Annotated in this window: 19 protein-coding genes; 12 read left to right on the top strand and 7 right to left on the bottom strand. The window is 54.2% G+C overall.

Features of this window, described 5'->3' with window-relative positions; all coding sequences use genetic code 11:
* Positions 1 to 37: 37 nt before the first annotated feature.
* Positions 38 to 2,200 carry an alpha-glucan family phosphorylase gene (gene glgP, locus ACZ46D_RS05320; protein WP_464929000.1) on the bottom strand — a complete coding sequence of 721 codons (2,163 nt, stop codon included), beginning with the start codon at positions 2,198 to 2,200 and terminating at the stop codon, positions 38 to 40.
* A 452-nt stretch (positions 2,201 to 2,652) separates the two neighbouring features.
* On the opposite strand from glgP, the gene pal reads away from it, so the two are divergent.
* Together pal and ACZ46D_RS05310 are read left to right on the top strand one after the other, a co-directional pair.
* On the top strand, positions 2,653 to 3,186 hold the full coding sequence (gene pal / locus ACZ46D_RS05315; RefSeq protein ID WP_464928999.1) for a peptidoglycan-associated lipoprotein Pal: 534 nt from the start codon (positions 2,653 to 2,655) through the stop codon (positions 3,184 to 3,186).
* Between the two features lie 136 nt (positions 3,187 to 3,322).
* Complete coding sequence (locus tag ACZ46D_RS05310) at positions 3,323 to 3,877, top strand: OmpH/Skp family outer membrane protein (protein ID WP_464928998.1); 555 nt, start codon at positions 3,323 to 3,325, stop codon at positions 3,875 to 3,877.
* Between the two features lie 48 nt (positions 3,878 to 3,925).
* On the opposite strand, the gene ACZ46D_RS05305 is transcribed toward ACZ46D_RS05310, so the two are convergent.
* Positions 3,926 to 5,446: an MFS transporter gene (locus ACZ46D_RS05305; RefSeq protein WP_464928997.1), complete on the bottom strand. Its 1,521-nt coding sequence runs from the start codon at positions 5,444 to 5,446 to the stop codon at positions 3,926 to 3,928.
* A gap of 212 nt (positions 5,447 to 5,658) precedes the next feature.
* Here ACZ46D_RS05305 and ACZ46D_RS05300 point away from each other — a divergent pair, with 212 nt between their 5' ends.
* On the top strand, positions 5,659 to 6,414 hold the full coding sequence (locus tag ACZ46D_RS05300; protein ID WP_464928996.1) for a PilZ domain-containing protein: 756 nt from the start codon (positions 5,659 to 5,661) through the stop codon (positions 6,412 to 6,414).
* Positions 6,415 to 6,512: 98 nt separating this feature from the next.
* Here the strand turns inward: ACZ46D_RS05300 and dxs are convergent, their stop codons facing one another.
* From dxs to ACZ46D_RS05285, 3 genes are read right to left on the bottom strand one after another with little or no spacing between them, the layout of a single operon-like run.
* Complete coding sequence (gene dxs, locus ACZ46D_RS05295; protein ID WP_464928995.1) at positions 6,513 to 8,405, bottom strand: 1-deoxy-D-xylulose-5-phosphate synthase; 1,893 nt, start codon at positions 8,403 to 8,405, stop codon at positions 6,513 to 6,515.
* A gap of 29 nt (positions 8,406 to 8,434) precedes the next feature.
* Positions 8,435 to 9,325, bottom strand: a complete 891-nt coding sequence (locus ACZ46D_RS05290) for a polyprenyl synthetase family protein (RefSeq protein WP_464928994.1) — start codon at positions 9,323 to 9,325, stop codon at positions 8,435 to 8,437.
* Between the two features lie 38 nt (positions 9,326 to 9,363).
* Positions 9,364 to 9,612 carry an exodeoxyribonuclease VII small subunit gene (locus ACZ46D_RS05285; RefSeq protein WP_464928993.1) on the bottom strand — a complete coding sequence of 83 codons (249 nt, stop codon included), beginning with the start codon at positions 9,610 to 9,612 and terminating at the stop codon, positions 9,364 to 9,366.
* Positions 9,613 to 9,801: 189 nt separating this feature from the next.
* Here ACZ46D_RS05285 and xerA point away from each other — a divergent pair, with 189 nt between their 5' ends.
* Both xerA and ACZ46D_RS05275 read left to right on the top strand, forming a co-directional pair.
* Positions 9,802 to 10,716, top strand: coding sequence for a site-specific tyrosine recombinase/integron integrase (xerA, locus tag ACZ46D_RS05280; RefSeq protein WP_464928992.1), 915 nt, complete (start codon positions 9,802 to 9,804; stop codon positions 10,714 to 10,716).
* A 168-nt stretch (positions 10,717 to 10,884) separates the two neighbouring features.
* On the top strand, positions 10,885 to 11,403 hold the full coding sequence (locus ACZ46D_RS05275) for a zinc ribbon-containing (seleno)protein DG (protein ID WP_464928991.1): 519 nt from the start codon (positions 10,885 to 10,887) through the stop codon (positions 11,401 to 11,403).
* 9 nt (positions 11,404 to 11,412) lie between these two features.
* On the opposite strand, the gene ACZ46D_RS05270 is transcribed toward ACZ46D_RS05275, so the two are convergent.
* Positions 11,413 to 12,114, bottom strand: coding sequence for a class I SAM-dependent methyltransferase (locus ACZ46D_RS05270; RefSeq protein WP_464928990.1), 702 nt, complete (start codon positions 12,112 to 12,114; stop codon positions 11,413 to 11,415).
* 2 nt (positions 12,115 to 12,116) lie between these two features.
* On the bottom strand, positions 12,117 to 12,881 hold the full coding sequence (locus ACZ46D_RS05265) for an ATP-binding protein (protein ID WP_464928989.1): 765 nt from the start codon (positions 12,879 to 12,881) through the stop codon (positions 12,117 to 12,119).
* 184 nt (positions 12,882 to 13,065) lie between these two features.
* Here ACZ46D_RS05265 and ACZ46D_RS05260 point away from each other — a divergent pair, with 184 nt between their 5' ends.
* The 7 genes from ACZ46D_RS05260 to ACZ46D_RS05230 all read left to right on the top strand — a co-directional run bounded on the left by ACZ46D_RS05260 (position 13,066) and on the right by ACZ46D_RS05230 (position 19,735).
* Positions 13,066 to 14,235, top strand: a complete 1,170-nt coding sequence (locus tag ACZ46D_RS05260; RefSeq protein WP_464928988.1) for an exo-beta-N-acetylmuramidase NamZ family protein — start codon at positions 13,066 to 13,068, stop codon at positions 14,233 to 14,235.
* A gap of 21 nt (positions 14,236 to 14,256) precedes the next feature.
* Positions 14,257 to 14,985: an arginyltransferase gene (locus ACZ46D_RS05255; RefSeq protein WP_464928987.1), complete on the top strand. Its 729-nt coding sequence runs from the start codon at positions 14,257 to 14,259 to the stop codon at positions 14,983 to 14,985.
* Between the two features lie 25 nt (positions 14,986 to 15,010).
* Complete coding sequence (locus ACZ46D_RS05250) at positions 15,011 to 15,778, top strand: transcriptional repressor (protein WP_464928986.1); 768 nt, start codon at positions 15,011 to 15,013, stop codon at positions 15,776 to 15,778.
* Positions 15,779 to 15,911: 133 nt separating this feature from the next.
* Positions 15,912 to 16,097: an ankyrin gene (locus tag ACZ46D_RS05245; protein WP_464928985.1), complete on the top strand. Its 186-nt coding sequence runs from the start codon at positions 15,912 to 15,914 to the stop codon at positions 16,095 to 16,097.
* A 47-nt stretch (positions 16,098 to 16,144) separates the two neighbouring features.
* Positions 16,145 to 16,567, top strand: a complete 423-nt coding sequence (locus ACZ46D_RS05240; protein ID WP_464928984.1) for an Hsp20/alpha crystallin family protein — start codon at positions 16,145 to 16,147, stop codon at positions 16,565 to 16,567.
* A gap of 58 nt (positions 16,568 to 16,625) precedes the next feature.
* Positions 16,626 to 19,019, top strand: coding sequence for an endopeptidase La (gene lon, locus ACZ46D_RS05235; RefSeq protein WP_464928983.1), 2,394 nt, complete (start codon positions 16,626 to 16,628; stop codon positions 19,017 to 19,019).
* Between the two features lie 122 nt (positions 19,020 to 19,141).
* Entirely contained in the window at positions 19,142 to 19,735 is a 594-nt protein-coding gene (locus tag ACZ46D_RS05230) for a hypothetical protein (RefSeq protein ID WP_464928982.1), read from the top strand.
* Positions 19,736 to 19,817 lie beyond the last annotated feature (82 nt).

Raw genomic sequence — 19,817 nt, 5'->3', positions numbered from 1 at the left:
GAGTCCAGTCCGAGCTGATATTGTTCTGGGCAGTCTCTTAGAAAGAGGGGTCGCTACAGTAGAGCTTGCGAAATTTTTCCATTTCCTGCTGTACCGCCGGGGCAAGATCGAGGTCATAGCGGGCGACATATTCCGCCGCCATGCGGTGGGTGTTGAATATGGGGCAGTTGAGGGTGAGGTTGGCGATGCATTTGTCGATATATTGATTATGCAGGGCCGGGTCATAAAACCGCCGCAGCATTTCCGGGAAAATAGCATAGAATGAGGCAGAATCTTCATTGTAGAGAAGGGACGAGGGCTGTTCGCTGAAATGCTCCGAGGAAACGGAATCTTCATAGCCGAATTTCCAGCCGGTTTGGCCATCGTGATAGCCTTCAACCCACCAGCCATCCATGATACTGATGTTGGGTATGCCGTTCATGGCGGCTTTCATCCCGCTGGTACCACTGGCTTCCAGCGGGCGTTTGGGGCTGTTCAGCCAGGCGTGGGAACCGGCAACCATCATTTTGGCCAGGTGCATGTCGTAGCCCGGAATGAAGACCAGTTTGGCCAGGCCATGACTTTTTCGGTACAGCTCTTCCTGAACAGCCAGGATGTTTCTGATCAAGTCCTGCCCCGGCTCATCCGAGGGATGGGCCTTGCCCGCGTAGATAAAATTCACCGGCCAGTTATTTTCCGTAATCATTGCCGCCAAACGATCCAGATCTTCAAAAATCAGATCTGCCCGTTTGTAGGTGGAAAAGCGTCGGGCAAAACCCAGGGTGAAGGTCGTGTGCTCAAGGGGCGCTTCCCCCTCGCTCCGATAGGAAAGGTAGTTTGGCGGATCAATCCAGGTCGCCAGACGTTGGTTGCGATGGGTGATGAGCATCCGGTTCACATAATCCACCAGTATTTTGGTGTCCGTCTGCCAGGCCTGCTCAAAATAGGTGCGAAACTTGTTGTTCCGCTGTAGGGCCTCCGCCCCGGCAAAAACGCTGGGATCTCTCCGCCAGTTGTGCAACTCGGGAAAGGTGTCGTACAGTTCCGCCTTGGCATCGCTTGTCCAGGTGAGATGATGCACGCCGTTGGTGATCGCCGTAATTTTGTCGGCATACTGTGGGAACTGCTTCTGGGTCACCTCCTTGTGAAGGCGGCTCACGCTGTTGGTGGCCCGGTTGAGCTTCATGGCCATGGCGGTGAAGTTGTAGACCGAGGGGTTATGTTCGTCCAGGGCCAGAAGATTCAAGATGCGCTTGCAGAACGGGTTGATTAAGTCTTCATACACGGAAATGTTGAAGCGGTCATGTCCGGCCATGACCGGGGTATGGATGGTAAAGACAAGACGCTTGGCGACCTCTGCTGCAGCAGTGAGGATATCGTGGTCTGTGGTCTTTTTTTCGTACTTGGGTCCATGTTTTTTCTGGAGGAGCTGGGTGATCAGGGCGAGAACCACACTCACGCCGTGCTGTTCGTTTAAGTGAATAGTCCGGGAAGTAATGCCCAATGCTTCCATGACCGGCATCACTCCGGTGCCCAGGAGCCTGCGCTGGGTTGCTTTTACCTTTTCGGAGCTGCTGTCATACAGGTGTTGGGCAGCGTCCTGAATCCAGGGGGGGGATTGCGGCGTCTGGTAATCAAGAAGGATTTCCGGGACAAAGGAGTCGAGCCCTTCGCTTATTTCCATTTTGAGCCATAATTGGGCGTGGGCCACGGATCGTATCCCCTGAAGATCATAAAACGGAACCTCAATGGTGAGAGGTTGTGTGGGGTCTGCCGGATCGTGCAGCAGATAGAGTCCCGGGGTGTTTTCCGGTTCCCATTGGGAGGCCCAGGCCACCTGTCCTCTTTTTGAATCGACCATCTGGGAAAAATATCCCTTCCGGTACAGCAGGGAAATCCCGACCACCGGAATTTTGCAGTCCGCGAAACTTTTCAGGGTGTCTCCGGCAAGGATGCCGAGCCCGCCGCTGTAGTTGGGGATTTTGACTGGGCCCTGCAAGAACAACCGCACAAAACGGTTGATGGATTCGTCCGGATGTTCTGTTATCTCAAGTTGCTGGAGTCTGTTGCGAACCGGATGGAAAACATCCAGATCCGCCCCTATCTCCATGGAGATGTAGGTGACGGATTCGCCGGTCGGAGAGGTGATGGCTTGCCAGACCGAATCAAGAACCTTTTGGGAAACACCGAAAAAAGTGCCGAATCTGTTTGTGGAAAGCATGTCACGAAGGCGATGTTTCCCGTTTGTCGAAAGCGTGGCTTTCGCTGATTTTTTGGGATTGGTTTTGCTGTGTGTCGGAGGGGAAGATTTCATCGGTCCGCATGGTCTCGTGAGCATAAACGAGTAAAATTTTTTTGTTTGGAATGCACAGGAAAACAGAAAACTAAAAGATCACTGTGCATGTTTGATGAAGTATAATGATATATCGTGTTCTTCCGCCCATGCAAGCGAATTATATCGACCGGCCTAAAGGAGCTTTTTGGGGGAATCAAAAAGGCAGAAATATGCCTGTGTTACAGCCTTTCGCATCGCGAAAAAACATATAAAAAAACACGTTGAAATTTAACAAAGAGTTCTGTATGATCTTCATGATTATTTAATTATACTTAATTGTATAAGGGGTTGTTTTCATATAAAAATCTGTTACAAGACGTATCAGGAGGAAGGAGAGAATGAAAAGAGGAATTTTGCAGTATCTGGCAATGGCATGTGTTGTTGTTTCCCTTTCCCTTTTGGCTGGCGGTTGTGCCAAGCAAAAGGTGCAGAGCGATAAGGACATGGCTGGCGGCGCACCCGCTGTGGGCAAGGAAGAGTCTCTTGCTTCAAAGTGGATTGGTGGCGACAGTGGTGCGGTTCTGGAAGGACGGACCACCGCCCCGATGCTGCCCATCTATTTTGACTTCGACAAGTCCGATATCCGCGCAGACCAGAAGGATCGTATCAAGAAAAATGGCGATCTCCTGATCGGTTCCGCAAATGCCCGTGTTCGGGTGGAAGGCAACACCGATGAGCGTGGCACCAACGAGTACAATATGGCCCTCGGCGAGAGACGCGCCGTGACCGCCGTGAAGTATCTTGTCAATATGGGCGTTGCGGAAGCCCGCATTGACACCCTCAGCTTTGGTGAGGAAAAACCCCTCAACCTTGGTCATGATGAAATGGCTTGGTCGCAGAATCGTCGTGACGACTTTGTTATCGTTAAGTAAGCTTCTTTTCTAAGAAGATTGTTGTAATCTGAGATGGGAGCATGTTTATGTTCCCATCTCTTTTTTTTGTTTGTAGTACTGTAGATTATGACGCGACACCTGAAAATTTTCTGCTGATAACAAACCGGAGATATGTATGAAAATGAAATTCCTTAGGGGACTGTTTTTTGTGTGTGTGGCGTTGTGTGCCTCTTCGGCGCTTGCCCTTGCGGCTCCGGAACGGGGGAAAATCGCCACCGTTAGCATCCAAAAAATTCTTGGCAGTTCCAAGGCGGCGCTGGAGGCTCAAAAAATCTTGCAGGCGGAGGTTGATAAGTTCCAGTCAAAGTTCAAGGCGGATGAAGATGGTCTGACCGCTTTGAAAAATGATATCGAAAAGAAAAGTGCTGCTTGGAGCGAAGAGGTTCGCGCGGAAAAAGAGCGTGAGTACCAGAAGAAACTTCGTGATTACGGTCTGAAAACCGAGGATGCGAAACTTGAGATGCAGCAACTTGAGAAACGTCACATGGAGCCGATTTTGAAGCATCTCAATGATATTATTGCTGAGATCGGCAAGAAAAATGGCTACACGCTGATTCTTGAGAATACCATGAAGGGGTTGCGCAACCGGACAGGGTTGCTTTATGCCGATGATACCCTTGATATCAGCGATCAGGTTCAGAAGGAGCTTGATAACCGTTTGAAGAAATAAAAATAATTTCCAAGAAGTTGCCAGCAAAAAAGAGGCGTTACGGAGGGTCTACCGTAACGCCTCTTTTTGTTGATTTTCTGCCAGTGGAATAAAAAAGATCAACCCCATACCGGGAAGCGAGAGCAGGAAGCTGATTCCGAAAAAATAACCATACCCGGCCCAAGCGGCGAGAAAGCCGCTCAATACCCCGGCATACAGGCCGCTGAAACTCATCAACGCTGTGCCGATTGCATAATGCGCCGCCTTGAACCGCGGCTTGCATAAACGCATGAGGAAGACCATGAGCACCGCGGTTCCAAGTCCTCCGGCAAACTGATCAAAGGCATGCACGCAGACAACGGCAAGAAGGTTGTTCCCGCCGATTGCGGCGGGAAGAGGACTACCGGTATTGAGCAGGACAAAGTCATTAAGTTTCAGGGCCAGAAGCATATAGGCCAGATTCGTAAGATTCTGGGCTAATAACAACGGCCAGATCATTCTTTTAAATGAATATTTCGAGATAAGCCAGCCGCCGAGCATGGCGCCGATTATGGAGAATGGCAGGCCAATCCCACCGGTAATCCAGCCGTAGTGCTGTTTTATGCCCAGATCGACCATGAACGGCGCAACCATGCTGGAGAGCATGTATTCTCCTGTTCTGATCAGAGCGATAAATGCCAGGATGGGGCCAATTTTTTCACGATCCATGAAGGAAAAAAAGGCTTCACTGAAAAAGGCGTTCCCTTTGTGCCGCAGCCATTTTCTGATTTCTTTTCGCTTGAAACCGATAACGATCAGTGCGGTGACCAGGAATATGCTGATCAGGGGGGCCGGATCGATATTGAGCAAAAAAACATGGCGCGGCAGCAGGCCTTGCTTGGGAATGGTCTGGCTCAGCAGGCGCAAGGCGAGTAAGGCAAGTGCGGCGCCAATGGCAAGTTTGAACAGGCGACCTGCTTTGGGTCTCGGCAGCAACAGATTTAGGGGAAGGGCGGCTGTTTCGTTGTGGGGCAAATACCGGAGATGGTAGGCGAAAAAAAGTGCCAGAATGAGGGCCGATGCCCCAAAGGCAACAGGCCACCCAGAGGTTGTCCCAATGGTTGCAATAATTCCGGCGCCGGCCATCATGGCAATGCGATAGGCCATGACCCGATAACCGACAAAACGAGCCTGTTCCGGAGTGTCCAAGGTCTCCAGATAAAAGCCGTCAATGGCGATATCGTGGGTGGCGGCCAGGAAGCTCCCGATAAAAAAGGCTATACCGATGAGGGGCGTGGCCTGGGGCAGGGGGGCAAGGGCAGCGGCGAGCAGCAGAAGTCCCGCCAGGAGAATCTGCATGACGAGCAGCCACTGACGTTTGGTGCCGTAACGGTCAAGATGCGGTGCCCAAAAAAATTTTAAAGCCCAGGGCAAACCGAAAAGGGAAGTAAGGCCGATGCCTTCAAGGCTTACGCCGTTGTCCCGGAAAAACACAGTGGAGACAGTGCGAATGATTGAATAGGGCAATCCTTCGCAGAAGTAGGTGGTAAAGGTCCATGCCTGGGGGAGGGCTGGTTTTGGGCCGGAGCTCTTTTTTTCTGTTGCTGTCATGGTGAAGGATACATGTGCTCGAGGAAAATATTTTCTGTCATACGGCTCGTTTTCTGTATATAGTTTTAAATAAGGTGCTGCGCCAGGGAATAACAATCCATTGCCCGTATGAAGACCTTACTTGATTGCTTACAGCGTTGAAAGGGAATGGGGGAAAATTGGCTGAGTCTTTGGCTTTTCATATGGGGATTAAATTTTTCAAGGAGTGATTTATGGCCAGAAATATCATCATCATGGACAGCTCAGCCAGCATGCGGCGCATCATCCGGACCATGATTCAGGCCACGGTAAATGACGCGGTTGTCTCCGAGGCTGTTGATGCCGAGGAGGCACAGGGCCTCATTGAAGACGCCCATTACCATCTGGTAATTTTTTCCAGGGAATCCTCCGATAAAAAATGGCTCGAATTTGCCCAAAAACGGCTTGCCTTGCCAGAGGCACAAAGAACAAATTTTATCCTGTTTACCTCAAGTAAAAAGCAAGATTATTTTCAAGAGATCAAGCGTTATGGCATTAAAGAGCATATTGTCATTCCCTGCGCACCCGATGCACTTGGTGAGCTGATTACCAGAACCTGCACCCACTTCGCCATGCGGGAGACTCGGCGTTACAGTATTCATGACGCCAGCGCCAGTCTGGCGCAGGGGAATAACAGTTTTCCCGCCGAGATCATCAATTTCAGTGAGGGTGGGGCGCTGTGCGAACTCGATGCCCCTGCGCAGTTAAACTGGTTTATGCCTGCAATGATCAGTATGGAGTTTAACCTTGATGGCGCTACGTTGAAAGTCGCGGGGCTGTATTCCGTGGCCCGGCGTCTGATGGTGGTTGAAGCGAATCCGGATTACTCACCACGACGTATCCGTCTCGCCTACCGGTTTATCAGTGTCCCTGAGGAAAGTAAAAAACAATTGACCCAGGTTTTTGGGGTGATTGAGAAATTGGAAGGTTTGCTCGGGTACGAAGATTAAGAACCGTTACGAAAGGTTTCGGCTTCGTTACAGCCCCGTTATGCCTTTTTGGTTCTGGGGTCTCCTCCAGATGGCGAGATTGTTTTGTCTCAGCGGTTCTAGCGCTGCTTTCCACAGAGGGCGAGGGCTTCGACAATGATTGCCGGGACATCGATATTTCCCTTATGACGAAGCTGGGCCTGGGTGCCGTGCTCCATGAATTTATCCGGCAACCCCAGCACCTTGGTGTGAATGCCCCAGAGATTTTTCTGGGCAAAAAGTTCAAGAATGGCGCTGCCAAAGCCGCCTTTTTTCACGTTGTCCTCGATGGTTATCACCTTGCCGGTCCGACTGGCCCACGCACAGATCAGCACATCATCCAGGGGCCTGACAAAGCGTGGGTTGATCACCGCCGCCTCAATCCCAAGTTTTTTTAGCCCTGTTGCTGCCTCCAGAGCAGCAGCAACCCTGTTGCCAATGGGGAGCAAAAGGATGTCCTTTCCTTCCCGCAGCAGTTCGCCTGTTCCCAGAGGGATGCGTTGCAGCACCTCGTCCAGGGCAACGCCTTCCCCGTTTCCCCGCGGATAGCGGACAGCCGCGGGACCTGGGTGCAGGATGGCTGTGTGGAGCATGTGCCGCAGTTCATTTTCATCCTTGGGGGCCATGATCACCAGATTGGGGATGAAGCGCAGGAAGGAAAGGTCGAACACCCCGTGGTGGGTGGGCCCGTCATCGCCGACCAGGCCGCCCCGGTCAATGGCCAGGGTAACGGGCAGATTGGGCAGGCAGACGTCGTGGATAATTTGGTCAAGGGCGCGCTGGAAGAAGGTGGAGTAGATGGCCACCACCGGCAGCAGTCCTTCCGTGGCCATGCCTGCCGCATAGGTGACGGCATGTTGTTCGGCAATTCCCACATCAAAAAAGCGCTCAGGAAACCGTTGGGAAAAATCGCTCAAGCCTGTACCTGCAGGCATGGCGGCAGTGATGGCGACCACCCGAGGGTCCTGTTCCGCGATCTGCACCAAGGTTTCACCAAAAATCTTGGTGTAGCTGGGCGGAGCAGGAGGGGAGGGCACGGGCAGGCCGGTTTCAATGCAAAATGGACCGACCCCGTGAAAATCGCCCGGATTTTTTTCCGCTGGTTCGTAGCCCTTGCCCTTGGTGGTCAGCACATGGATGAGCGTGGGGCCGGTGCTGAAATCGCGGACATTGCTCAGTGCTTCAATGAGGTTTTCCAGCTTGTGGCCGGGGATGGGGCCGATGTATTCAAATTTGAGGGCCTCGAAGAGCATGCCGGGTGTAAAAAAGCCCTTGAAGCTCTCCTCGCTTTTCTTGAGCACAGAGAGGATGTTCTCCCCCACGTTGGAAAAGGACTTGAGGAAATGTTCCATCTCCTTCTTGACCCGCACCGCGGTCTTGCTGGTCAGTTTCCTGCTTAGGAAGCTGGAAAGCGCTCCCACATTGGGGGAAATGGACATCTCGTTGTCATTGAGGATGACAATGAGATTCTTGTGGAGATGGCCTGCCTGATTGAGGGCCTCAAAGGCCATGCCGCCGGTCATGGAGCCATCGCCGATCACGGCGATGCTCTTGTGGAGATCGCCTTTCAGATCCTTGGCCGTGGCAATGCCCAGGCTGGCCGAGATCGAGGTGCTGCTGTGGCCGGTATCAAAGGCGTCAAAGGGGCTTTCCGCTCTTTTGGGAAAGCCGCTGATCCCCTGGTACTGACGCAGGGTGTGGAACTGTTTCCTCCTGCCGGTGATCAGCTTGTGGGTATAGCTCTGATGGCCCACGTCCCAGACCACCTTGTCTTCCGGGGTATCGAAAACATAATGAATGGCCAGGGTGAGTTCGACCACCCCCAGACAGGGCGCCAGATGTCCGCCGGTCTGGGAAACGGTCTGGATGATCGTCTCTCTGATTTCCGCAGCCAGCGTCCCGAGTTGTTCCACAGAGAGCTTCCTGAGGTCAACCGGGGAATTGATGGTGTCAAGTAACGGGGTATGGCTCATTGTGGCCTTTTCCTCCGGGGGTTACCCGGTTAGTTGTTCCGTTCGTAAATATACCGGGCAAGGGCGCGGAGCGGCTCGGCTTGGGCGTCAAAGATTTCCAGAGTGGAAATGGCCTCATCAACGGCCTCCTTGGCCATGATCTTTGTTTTGGCAACCCCGAAGAAGGCCGGGTAGGTGGCTTTGTTCCTTTCTGCATCGGCTCCGGCGGTCTTGCCGAGATTCTCCGTGGTTCCTTCCACATCCAGCAGGTCGTCAACTATCTGGAAGGCCAGGCCGATCTGCACCCCGTATCGGCTCAGGGCGGCAAACTGTTGGTCGTTGGCCTGGCCGAAAATCGCCCCGGCCTGCACGGAGGCGGTAATAAGGGCGCCGGTTTTGTAACCATGGATCAGCCGCAGGTGCTCAAAGGAGATTGCCTGGCCTTCCGCGGCAAGGTCCAAGGACTGACCGCCCACCATGCCCTTTGGACCGATGGCGTGAGCGATGATGTTGATCATCTTAAGCTGCGCGGCCGGGGAGATGGTCTGCTGGGCATCCGGATGGCTCAGCAGTTCAAAGGCGAAGCTGAGCAGGCCGTCTCCGGCCAGGATGGCCTCTGCTTCACCGAAGACCACGTGGCAGGTCGGTTTGCCGCGGCGGAGGGCATCATCGTCCATGGCCGGCAGATCGTCATGGATCAGGGAATAGGTGTGGATGCATTCCAGGGCGCAGGCAACGGGTAAAAGATGTTCGGTTGGGGCATGCAAAGCCTCTGCCGCAGCCAGGGCCAGGATGGGCCGGATCCTTTTGCCCCCGGCGAAAAGGCTGTAGCGCATGGCCTTGATATGGTTGGCAAGCGGCCCCTCTTCTGTAAGCATATAGCGCGTCAGAGCCTGTTCGACAACCGCGCATTGCTCTTTCAGGTATTTTTTAAATTCCATGGTTGGGAAATTCCCGATGGTCGCAAGCGAGGCAGAGGTTAGGCGTCGTCTTCATCAGAAGCCGCGCCAGAGGAGATAAAGGGAACGCTCACGAGTTTGCCGTCTTTTTTTAAGAGGAGATCAACTCTCTGCTGTGCTTCCTCCAGCTTGTGGTTGCACAACTCGGCCAGTTTGATTCCCTCGTCAAATTTTTTCAGGGATTTTTCCAGGCTCAGGTCGCCGTTTTCCAGCTCCTGGGTAATCTGTTCAAGCGACTCCAGGGCTTCTTCAAAAGATTTTTTGGACATGATCCCTCCCGAGGTTTCTCAAAAAAAGATTGGTCCTCGTCTAACGGCAGTATGAATAGAATTGTTTAAAATAAATGAAGTTGCGCTTCTGGGCAATGTCTTTCCAAAAAAACATGAGTATGGTAGGTTGCTAGGCATCGTCTTATCATGTCTGCCTGGCTCAAAACGTTTTTTTGAAGAAAGACCTTCATGCCATACTCCTTGCCGAATCTTCTCCCCCAATTCAGTCGCTGGCTTGCCGTGGAAAAGGGCTATTCCCCAAAAACTGTTGAAAGTTATGGCCGGGATCTTGCCGAATTTGCTTCGTTTGTCGAGCCTGGGCAGGATGTCCGCCAGATCGAACCCCGCGCCGTTCGTTCCTATGTCTATGCCTTAAACGGCAAGAACAAGGGCAGCTCCGTGGCCAGAAAGCTCTCGACGCTGCGCACCTTCTTCCGTCATCTTCTCCGCGAGGGCGTTATCACCCATGACCCTGTCGCGCCCATTGCCACGCCGAAACAGGAAAAACACATGCCTGTTTTTCTCACGGTGGACGAGGTTTTTACCCTGTTGGAGATGCCGGGCGGTGGCGATGCCTTTGCCTTTCGTGACCGGGCGATTCTTGAGATTCTTTATTCCACAGGTCTGCGGGTTGCCGAGCTTGCCTCCCTCGACCTGGAGCGCCTTGACGCCGAAGAAGGCATGCTCCGGGTCACCGGCAAGGGCAACCGGGAACGTCTGGTGCCGGTGGGCAACCCGGCCCTGGAAGCCCTGAACCAGTATCTGCCCCAGCGGACGCTGCTGATCCGCGAACGGATCAGTCGTGGGGATGCACCGGAAAACAAGGCGGTTTTTCTCAACCACCGCGGGTTGCGGCTCACCACCCGTAGCATCGAACGGCTGGTGAAGCTCTATGCCCTGCGGGCCGGGATCGCCGCCCGGGTAACGCCCCATGCCCTGCGCCATTCCTTTGCCACCCATCTTCTGGAAATGGGAGCGGATCTGCGAACGGTGCAGGAACTGCTGGGGCATGTCAGCCTGTCAACCACCCAGCGCTATACCCATCTGAATATGGATCATTTGAATGAGGTCTATGATCGGGCCCATCCAAAGGCGAGAATGTAAAAGGGAATGGCTGTTGGGTGTAGCCAGTAGCTGATCGTTTGCAATTTTTTTTAACGAGGCCATCATGATTGTTGAAATCGCAACTAACCGCGATTACAACGGTTATTGCTCTGTTGCTTGTTGAGTGTGTTGAGGATCTGTGCCCTTTCCTTTTTTTAGGTGACCATTTTGATTGAATACGATTTGAAGTATTGCCCGAAGTGCCGCGACGAGTATCGGTCGGAGATTGAAAAATGCGCAACCTGCGCAGTCGAGCTTGTCTGGGGGGCGGAGTTGTCGGTAATGGAAAAAAACAAAGGCGGCTCTCGCCAGAAGCGGAAAGGACCGTTGACTCCTGATGACCATCTGGCCGTCATTTTCCAGGCTCCCATGGCGGACCTCAAACATCTTAAGGCTCTGCTTGAGGCCGAACAGATCGGCGCTATGATCAGTAAGGAAGGCGGGGGTTGCGCCAGTGGCGGCTGTGCCCCCAAGTTTCAGCTTCAGGTACGGCAGGAAGAGGTGCAGGATGCTTTGCAGGTGCTCGCCCAAGAGCATCGTCGGGCAACCGCCCTGGCCGAACATGACGATACCCATGCCGGGGCGGTTTTTAACCCGGAGGCCGAGGAGGCTGTCTGCCCTGCCTGCGGCTTTTCCTTTGCGACCACTACCACGACCTGTCCGGACTGTGGGCTCTGTTTCGGTTGAGGAAGCGTATTACAAGGGCGGGCCTTTGCAGCCCTCGCCCTTTTGCCCGGAAAAGACAGCGAAGCGGTGGTGCTGGTACCAGCAATGCACCGAACTGAAACCTGCCTGTTGTAACCAGATCAACTGGGAGTCCAGGGGAGACATCCGGTCCGCCTTCATCCGTTCCAGAGCGGCATTGAGGTCGACGTCGGAGACCCCGAGGTCTTGAATCTGCCGAAGCCAGGTTTCCTGGTACACCTGTTCGATCTGCGGTGTTGGTCCCAGAATCTGCTCGGCGTTGATGAAGATACCGCCATCAGGTAACGCATCATAGATGTTCTTGAACAGCTTGATTTTGCGTGCGTCTGTGAGGTGGTGGATTGACAGGGCAGAGATGATTACCTCAAATTTCCCCCCAAAGCCGTCGGCGTAATCCCCAGCGACAAATTCCAGGCGCTCCTCCATCCCGGCAAATCGTTCCCGAGCCTTGCTCAGCATCTCTTGGGAGATGTCCATCAGGGTGATCCTGGCCTTGGCAAACTTTTTGGCGACCAGGAACGAGAGCAATCCCGTACCCGCGCCGAGGTCAAGCACCCGGAAGTTGGCTGTGGGTTGATGTGGGATCAGCGCCAGCGCCGTGCCGTAAAAATCATCGAAACAGGGGATCAGTTGTCGGCGGGCGCGGTCATAAGTCTGCGCTGCCTTGTCGAAAGCGGTTTTAATCTCGGCCATGCTCATTGTTGCGCTATGCCGAGGACGCTGTCGATGACTTGCCCTGCCGCCTCTTCGACCTCCCCCAACGCCCCGGTAATCGGTAACCCAGCCCGTTCTGTTTTCCGGATCGCGCTTGAGTCGGGGAAGCAGGCAAGGGGGGGCTGGCCAAGGGCTTCGGTCAGAAAACCCCGGTCGTCGTCATCCGTCACCAGATTGCCGACAAAGGAGATGCGGGGGATGCCTGATTCCTCGGCGAGCTTCTTGATCTTCAGCGCCGTGCGCACCCCGGACTTTGAGGGGATCACCACGATGAGCAGATGATCCACCCCGGCGATGGTGCCCCTCCCCAGGTGTTCCACCCCCGCCTCCATGTCGAGCAGCACCACCTGGGAGGGGGAGAGGAGCAGCTTGGTGAGCATTCTTTTCAGTACGTTGCTTTCCGGGCAGGCGCAGCCGCCCTTGGCGGTCTGGATGGCTCCGAGGACCATGAGCTTGATGCCGTCCTTTTCCACGATGAAGCGGGCCAGCAGATCATCCACCTGGGGGTTGATGTTGTAGAAAGGCGAGCCGTCCACCTTGCCGGAGCGCTCCACCAGCAGATCCTTCATCTCGGCGATGGGGGTGATTTTTTCGTCCTCGGCAAAGCCAAGGCTCTGGGCCATGTGCGGGCTGGGGTCCGCGTCGATAACCAGCACCTCCCTGCCGTGTTTTTGGAGATATTTTGCCAGCATGGCCATGATCGTGGTCTTGCCCACGCCGCCCTTGCCGCTGATTGCAATCTTCATCTCAAAATCCTCTGTAATTCAGTTCATGTTGCACGCCTGTCTCCTTTTTGATGCACGAAGGCGGCAGGTTCGATTATATTCCATTGACTCCCAAGGCTAAGCCTAATCAGCCGGGGGCAAAGTGCAAAGAAAAAAATACCGTCTCTTGCCGGTTATTCCATCCCTAGCCTGAAACTGGAGAACCATGGTTACCCTTGGAATTGAGAATCTCTTAGCTTCCCCCCCTGCCTCTCTTGCCGGCAAACGGCTGGCCCTGCTCTGCAATCAGGCCTCCACCGACCACCATCTCCGCCACAGCCGGGATCTGATTATAGCCGCCTTTCCGGGCCAGCTCACCTGCCTGTTCACCCCCCAGCACGGATTCTTTGCGGAAAAGCAGGACAACATGATCGAATCGGCCCATATGACCGATCCGGTCAGCGGCCTGCCGGTGTTCAGCCTCTACGGCGAGGTGCGTCGGCCCACCGCAGCCATGTACGACCATTTTGATGTGCTGCTCGTGGACATTGTCGATGTGGGGACCAGGGTCTATACCTTCCTCTACACCCTGGCCTACTGTCTTGAGGTGGCCAGGGAGTGCGGGAAAAAGGTGGTGGTGCTTGACCGGCCCAATCCCGTGGGCGGGGAGGCCATCGAGGGCAATCTGTTGCAGGATGATTGCCGCTCCTTTGTCGGGTTGTATCCTCTGCCCATGCGCCACGGTCTCACCTTTGGCGAGCTGGCCCGGCTGCTCAACGAAGAGTACGGAATCGGGGCGGATCTTGAGGTGGTGGCCATGCCCGGCTGGCAACGGCGGATGCTTTTCACCGATACCGGCCTGCCTTGGGTGTTCCCTTCGCCCAACATGCCGAATCCGACCACAGCCCTGGTTTATCCGGGCCAGGTGATCTTTGAAGGCACCAACATCTCCGAAGGCAGGGGCACCTCCTTGCCCTTTGAGCTGTTCGGCGCTCCGTTTCTTGACTGGCAGACGGTTCTGGACAGCATGCAGGGGTTGCCTCTGCCCGGTTGTTTTCTCCGCCCCCTGGCCTTTGAGCCCACGGCCAACAAATGGGCCGGGCAGCCTTGCAAGGGCTTCCAGCTTCATGTCACCAACCCACGGACCTTTTTGCCCTATCGCACCTCGCTGGCCCTGCTTCAGGCTTTTCTGCGCTGTTATCCGGAGCAGTTCGCCCTCAAAGCTCCGCCCTACGAGTACGAATTTGAGCGGACCCCCCTTGATCTGATCCTGGGCGACAGTAATCTCAGGCACCAACTGGCGGCAGGCGCGGACATCCGTGAGCTTGAGTTGGCCTGGCAGCCGGGGCTTGACGGTTTTAGCGAGATTCGGCAAAAATATTTTCTCTACCAATAGGGGGCTGCCCGCCAGCAAACCATGACCTCCGTGGATGTGAGTGATACCAGCCGGTTCATCGCCAAGCTGGCTCCATATTTTGTGGACACCCCGGCAGAGTGCCCGTACGGCCTTGACCGTTTGGCGGTCTACCACCAGGCGGGTTTCAATTTTCTGCCCCCGGCCATGCTGGAGGAGTTTCTCGCCGCCGGATACCGGCGCAACGGCAACACCATCTACGCCATGCGCTGTCCGGACTGTACGGCCTGTGTGCCCATCCGACTTGCGACGCAAACCTTTCTTCCCTCCCGGAACATGCGGCGCGTTCGGGAGCGGAATCAGGATTTGGATATCAGCGTGGGGCCGCTTGAGGTGACGCCGGAAAAGCTGCAGCTGCTGGATTGCTTTTTGAACAGCCGCTATCCTGGCCGGGCCAGCACGGCACTGGATTATTACAGCGGTTTTTTTGTCAACTCCCTGGCCCCGAGCATGGAAATTTCCTTCCGGCTCTCCGGGCAGCTGTTGGGGGTGTCCATTGTCGATCTGGCAGAACGCAGCCTGAGCGCGGTGTATTTCTATTTTGACCCGGCGTTTGAGAAAAGAAGCCTGGGAACCTTCAATATTTTGTATCTGGCCGAGCTTGCCGGGCGGGAGGACTGTGACTATCTCTATCTTGGCTACTGGATAGAACCGGTCCCGGCCATGGCGTACAAGGCCCGTTTTCGGCCCCATTATCTGTTGATAAACGGAGACTGGATACAGGTGGATTGAGGTACAGCAAAAGGAGCAGAAGATAATGTTTGGTTTTTTGTTTCGGTCCGGAAAAAGCAAAGCAGGGCATGTCCCTGGTCAGCAAGGGCTTGATCCCCAGACCCAGCACCAGCAGGAGCGGGAACAGTTCCAGGAGGTGCTGCAATCCTTCAATGCCTCCCGCATCGAAGAGCGGCTGAAGGTGCTGGATATTTTTCTCTCCGTGGAAGAGCATCTTACCCTGACCGGGCTCGAGGGTATCATCAGGGAAAAAAGGCCGGAGCTGCTGGATCGGGAGTTTCTCAAGGAAACCATGGAGATGTTCTGCCAGTTCGGTTTTGCCCAGAAACAGCTGTTTGAAACCCAGGAACCGGTCTACGAACACCACCACCTCGGCATGCACCACGACCATTTCATCTGCACCCGCTGCGGCAAGATCCAGGAGTTTGCCAACCACGACCTTGAAAGGCTCCAGCACGAAATAGCCGAGCAGTTCCAGTTCCACCCCCTTCAGCACAAGATGGAGATATACGGACTGTGCGCTTCCTGCATGGCCCAGCGGGAACCGGCCTTGTCCCTGCAGTATGCCGCCAATGGCGAACGGGTGCGGATTGTCACAATCCTGGGCGGCCGGGAGGCGCAGGCCAGGCTGAGCGATATGGGTCTTACGGTGGGGTCATGTCTTGAGATTGTCAGCAATCATTCCTCTGGGCCTCTCATCGTGGCAAGCAAGGGGACGCGTCTGGCCATCAATGCCGGTCTGGCCAAAAAGGTCATGGTGGCCCACGCCTGCCGCCATGCCGACGAATTGTAGAGGATTGTTGATCCTCTTTCCCATCCCCTTGACATCCCCCTTGACCTGTCCCATACTTTTTATATGAGGAGTGAGGAATCATGGGCCTGTGAATCTGGCAGGGCTGTCTCTAATTTCCAAGACAGGGAGGGGTATGATGAACGATACGGATAAGAAGGTGTGTCCCGAATGCAACGGCGAGAAGGTGATTCGGGGAACCTGCGAATGCAGTAGCGAGTGGCGTGGGTCCAAGGTCGGCGATGACTGGAACGATTGCCAGTGCGTGCCGCAGGTGACCTGCCCCATGTGCAAGGGGACCGGGTTTGTTGAAAGTCTCTAGCCGGGGTTGGCTTCCGAAAAAGTTGGGCGGGTAAGGGAAGAAAAGCCATGGATCAGTCCAGAAAGAAACATCCTCCTGACAGAGTGCCCGGCGGACTGCCGCGGAGCATGGTGTTGCAAGGCGTGGGCTCCATGTTTCATGCCGGAAACTGGTTTCCGGCTGCGGATGTGTATGAGACCGCATCGGCGATCATCGTTTGTATGGATATCTCCGGCATAGCGCCGGATACCCTTGCCGTAATGGTCGAGGAGTCGCGGGTTACTGTTTCCGGAAGGCGGGGATACGAGCCGCAGGAAATGGTGTCGCGCATTCACCAGCTGGAGATTGACCGCGGTTTTTTCGAGCGGTCCATCTCCTTGCCTAAAACCGTTGATGTTTCCAAGGCGGTCTCGGAAAGCAGAAACGGTTTTTTGCAGATTAACCTGCCCTTGCGGCGCAACACTGGAAAAATCAAGATCACCGTTAGGTGAGTCTAGGAATCGGCGGGTTTTCTTTTACCTGAACAAAAAACGATGCAGGTTGAAAATCATGAGCGAAGACGACAGGCAAAAAGAAACAGAGATTTCGGCCCAAAAAGCTGAACATCACGGGAATCCCACCGAGTTGCCTGTGCCGGAGATCCTGCCGGTGCTGCCCCTGCACGGCTTCGTCTTTTTTCCCGGCATGGGTTTTCCGATGAATATCCTGCATCCTGCCTCCCAAAAGCTTATCGACGAGGCGGTTCTGAAAGATCGGTTGATCGCCATTGTCAGTCACAAGGAGCCTGCCGAGGAGAAACAGGAGCGAGTTGAGCCCGAGCACCTGCACAGAATAGGGGTGTTGGGCTATATCCACAAGCTGGTCAAGGTCAGGGAGGGCGGCGGGTATCAGGTTTTGATCAGCGCCATCAAAAAGCTGGAGCTGGTTGAATTTGTCCAGAAAGAACCCTACCTGACAGCCCGGGTCGCCGTTATCCCCATGGAGGTCGAAGAGGATAAAGAGGTCGAGGCGTTGGTGCTCAATCTTCGGACCCAGTTTAAAAAAATGGCGGAGTTGCTGTCGCTTCCGGTTGAACTCATCACCACCATCGAATCCCTGTCCGACCCTTTCTATATCTCCTATCTGGTGATTTCCCAGCTCAATCTCACGCCGGTCGAGGAACAGGAACTCCTTGAGATTCAGCCGGGCAAGGCCCTGATGCACCGAACCGCCCGCGAACTCAACAAGCGCCTGGAAACGGCCCAGATGAGCCAGGATATCCAGAAAAGCATCAAGGAAGACACGGATCACAAGCAGCGGGATTTCTTTCTGCGCCAACAGCTCAACGCCATCCGCAAGGAGCTTGGCGAAGATGAGGATAATCTCGATCTCAAGGAGCTACGCGAAAAGTTTGCCAAAACCGAACTGCCCCCGGAGGCCAAGAAGACTGCGGAAAAGGAACTCGACCGGCTGGCCCGCATCTCGCCCTCCTCGCCGGAATACACGGTTTCTCGGACCTATCTCGATTGGCTCCTTGATCTGCCCTGGCTGACCTCCACCCCCGATTCCCTGGACATCGTCAAGGCCCAGCAGGTGATGGACGAAGACCATTACGGTCTGGCGGAGATCAAGAAACGGATCATCGAGTTTCTCGCGGTGCGCAAGCTCAAGCAGGACATGCACGGGCCGATTCTTTGTTTTGTCGGCCCGCCGGGCGTGGGCAAGACCTCGCTCGGCCAATCCATCGCCCGGTCCATGGGCCGAAAGTTCATCCGCATCTCCCTGGGCGGCGTGCGGGACGAGGCGGAGATCCGCGGGCACCGGCGCACCTACATCGGCGCCCTGCCTGGCCGCATTATCCAGAGTCTGCGCAAGGCCGGGGCCAACAACCCGCTTTTCATGCTGGACGAGATCGACAAGCTGGGCATGGATTTTCGGGGCGATCCCTCCTCGGCCCTGCTGGAGGTTCTTGATCCGGAACAGAATTTCACCTTTGCCGACCACTACCTGGAGATTCCCTTTGATCTCTCCAAGGTGATGTTCATCACCACGGCCAATCTGCTCGACAATATTCCCGGCCCGTTGCGCGACCGGATGGAGGTCATCGAGCTCTCCGGCTATACCCAGGATGAAAAGCTCAACATCGCCAAGCGGCACCTCCTGCCCAAGCAACTGGAGGCCCACGCCATCAGCGAGGACGACCTGAAGATCGACGACCAGGCAATCAAGATGGTGATCCGCTCGCACACCCGAGAGGCCGGGGTCAGAAACCTGGAACGGAAACTGGCCGCGATCTGTCGGGGGGTGGCCAAGGAGATTGTCACCGGCAAGACCGGCACGACCCTGATCGATGCAACCAATCTTGCCACCTATCTCGGCCCCATCCAGTTTTTTCCGGAGACCAAGGCCCGGTCTTGGGGGCCTGGCCTGGCCACCGGCCTAGCCTGGACTCCGGTGGGCGGGGAGCTGCTCTTCATCGAGGCCGCCAAGATGAAGGGCAAGGGCAATCTCACCATGACCGGCAAGCTGGGGGATGTGATGAAGGAGTCAGCCACTGCCGCGCTCACCTACATTCGCTCCCATGCCAAGGAACTGGGGGTGGACGAAGCAATTTTTGCCAAGATCGACCTGCACATCCATGTGCCCGAGGGCGCCATCCCCAAGGACGGGCCTTCGGCCGGGGTGGCCATGGTCACCGCCCTGACCTCGCTGCTCACCGGGCGCACGGTGAGCAAGGACATGGCCATGACCGGCGAGATCACCCTGCGCGGCGACGTGCTGCCGGTGGGCGGGATCAAGGAAAAGGTGCTGGCTGCGGTGCGGGCCGGGATCAAGGAGATTGTTTTGCCTGCGCTCAATGAGAAGGATGTGGTGGAGATTCCGGATAATGTGAAAGAGGATGTCCGGTTTCATCTGGTGCAGGATATCAAGGAAGCGCTTGGTTTGTTGTTGGCCAAGGAGTGACGAAGCCGTTATTGTATGAGGTAAATTTGGTATACTGTCCCCGGAATTCCTTCGGAATTTCTTGGGATGAAGATAGTTTCTTGGGAATCGGCTAGAGTCAATTCATAGTCGAGGGAGGTAATATGGTCAATGCTGTTCTTAAAGAGCAAGGTTCAGCGAGAGAAGATGTACAGAAATTAGAGCCGCTAGTTGTAATCAGGCCAAAAAACGGTACGTATATAACTATTTTATTAACAGTGATTGCTGTAACACTATTTGCTGTTTTTTTCGTCTTGATACCTGTTGTGGCACATATGGATTTTGCTGCAGTATGGCCTGTAAGTGATAACAGATACCCTGTCAAGGTGGTAATATTTTTTTCTTCTCTGGTGTGGATATATTATTTGCCGCGTAATATCCCATGGATAAATACTAAAGAAATATTGTTTTTATCTAACATGGTGATTGTTTATAGATTTATCCCTGGTAGTAATTTCTCAATTAAATACGATGAGATGTGTGTAGATGAGTATTCTGGGAATAGAGTTGGGTACGTGTTAACACGCAGTGAGAAATTCATTAAATCATCAATTAACTATAGTATTTTTTTTACAAGTAAATATTTAAATTGTATTTCGTTAAGCTTAAAAAATAAATATAATTTGTACGATCTTGGCAATATAAATAAAGCAATGAAAATTATAAAAAATAATGTGTCAGAATATAATCTGCACTAGTGGACATTGTTGATTTGTCGACTAACCTACCATAAGTCTTGGGTTATTAAGAGCACGAAGAGTAAAAGAAGGTAGGCTACTT

This window comes from Thiovibrio sp. Mzg5 (genome assembly GCF_055379285.1).
Note: the sequence above shows the minus strand (reverse complement) of the source record. Positions and strands in the feature narration are given on the sequence as shown.

Excerpts from the sequence above, each read along its gene's own strand:
- xerA (WP_464928992.1), top strand. The coding sequence starts at position 9,802 with ATGCCATACTCCTTGCCGAATCTTCTCCCCCAATTCAGTCGCTGGCTT.
- dxs (WP_464928995.1), bottom strand. The coding sequence starts at position 8,405 with ATGAGCCATACCCCGTTACTTGACACCATCAATTCCCCGGTTGACCTC.
- ACZ46D_RS05255 (WP_464928987.1), top strand. The coding sequence starts at position 14,257 with ATGACCTCCGTGGATGTGAGTGATACCAGCCGGTTCATCGCCAAGCTG.
- ACZ46D_RS05285 (WP_464928993.1), bottom strand. The coding sequence starts at position 9,612 with ATGTCCAAAAAATCTTTTGAAGAAGCCCTGGAGTCGCTTGAACAGATT.
- ACZ46D_RS05250 (WP_464928986.1), top strand. The coding sequence starts at position 15,011 with ATGTTTGGTTTTTTGTTTCGGTCCGGAAAAAGCAAAGCAGGGCATGTC.
- lon (WP_464928983.1), top strand. The coding sequence starts at position 16,626 with ATGAGCGAAGACGACAGGCAAAAAGAAACAGAGATTTCGGCCCAAAAA.
- glgP (WP_464929000.1), bottom strand. The coding sequence starts at position 2,200 with ATGCTTTCCACAAACAGATTCGGCACTTTTTTCGGTGTTTCCCAAAAG.
- ACZ46D_RS05245 (WP_464928985.1), top strand. The coding sequence starts at position 15,912 with ATGATGAACGATACGGATAAGAAGGTGTGTCCCGAATGCAACGGCGAG.
- ACZ46D_RS05310 (WP_464928998.1), top strand. The coding sequence starts at position 3,323 with ATGAAAATGAAATTCCTTAGGGGACTGTTTTTTGTGTGTGTGGCGTTG.
- ACZ46D_RS05265 (WP_464928989.1), bottom strand. The coding sequence starts at position 12,881 with ATGAAGATTGCAATCAGCGGCAAGGGCGGCGTGGGCAAGACCACGATC.
- ACZ46D_RS05270 (WP_464928990.1), bottom strand. The coding sequence starts at position 12,114 with ATGGCCGAGATTAAAACCGCTTTCGACAAGGCAGCGCAGACTTATGAC.
- pal (WP_464928999.1), top strand. The coding sequence starts at position 2,653 with ATGAAAAGAGGAATTTTGCAGTATCTGGCAATGGCATGTGTTGTTGTT.
- ACZ46D_RS05260 (WP_464928988.1), top strand. The coding sequence starts at position 13,066 with ATGGTTACCCTTGGAATTGAGAATCTCTTAGCTTCCCCCCCTGCCTCT.
- ACZ46D_RS05290 (WP_464928994.1), bottom strand. The coding sequence starts at position 9,325 with ATGGAATTTAAAAAATACCTGAAAGAGCAATGCGCGGTTGTCGAACAG.
- ACZ46D_RS05230 (WP_464928982.1), top strand. The coding sequence starts at position 19,142 with ATGGTCAATGCTGTTCTTAAAGAGCAAGGTTCAGCGAGAGAAGATGTA.
- ACZ46D_RS05300 (WP_464928996.1), top strand. The coding sequence starts at position 5,659 with ATGGCCAGAAATATCATCATCATGGACAGCTCAGCCAGCATGCGGCGC.
- ACZ46D_RS05240 (WP_464928984.1), top strand. The coding sequence starts at position 16,145 with ATGGATCAGTCCAGAAAGAAACATCCTCCTGACAGAGTGCCCGGCGGA.
- ACZ46D_RS05305 (WP_464928997.1), bottom strand. The coding sequence starts at position 5,446 with ATGACAGCAACAGAAAAAAAGAGCTCCGGCCCAAAACCAGCCCTCCCC.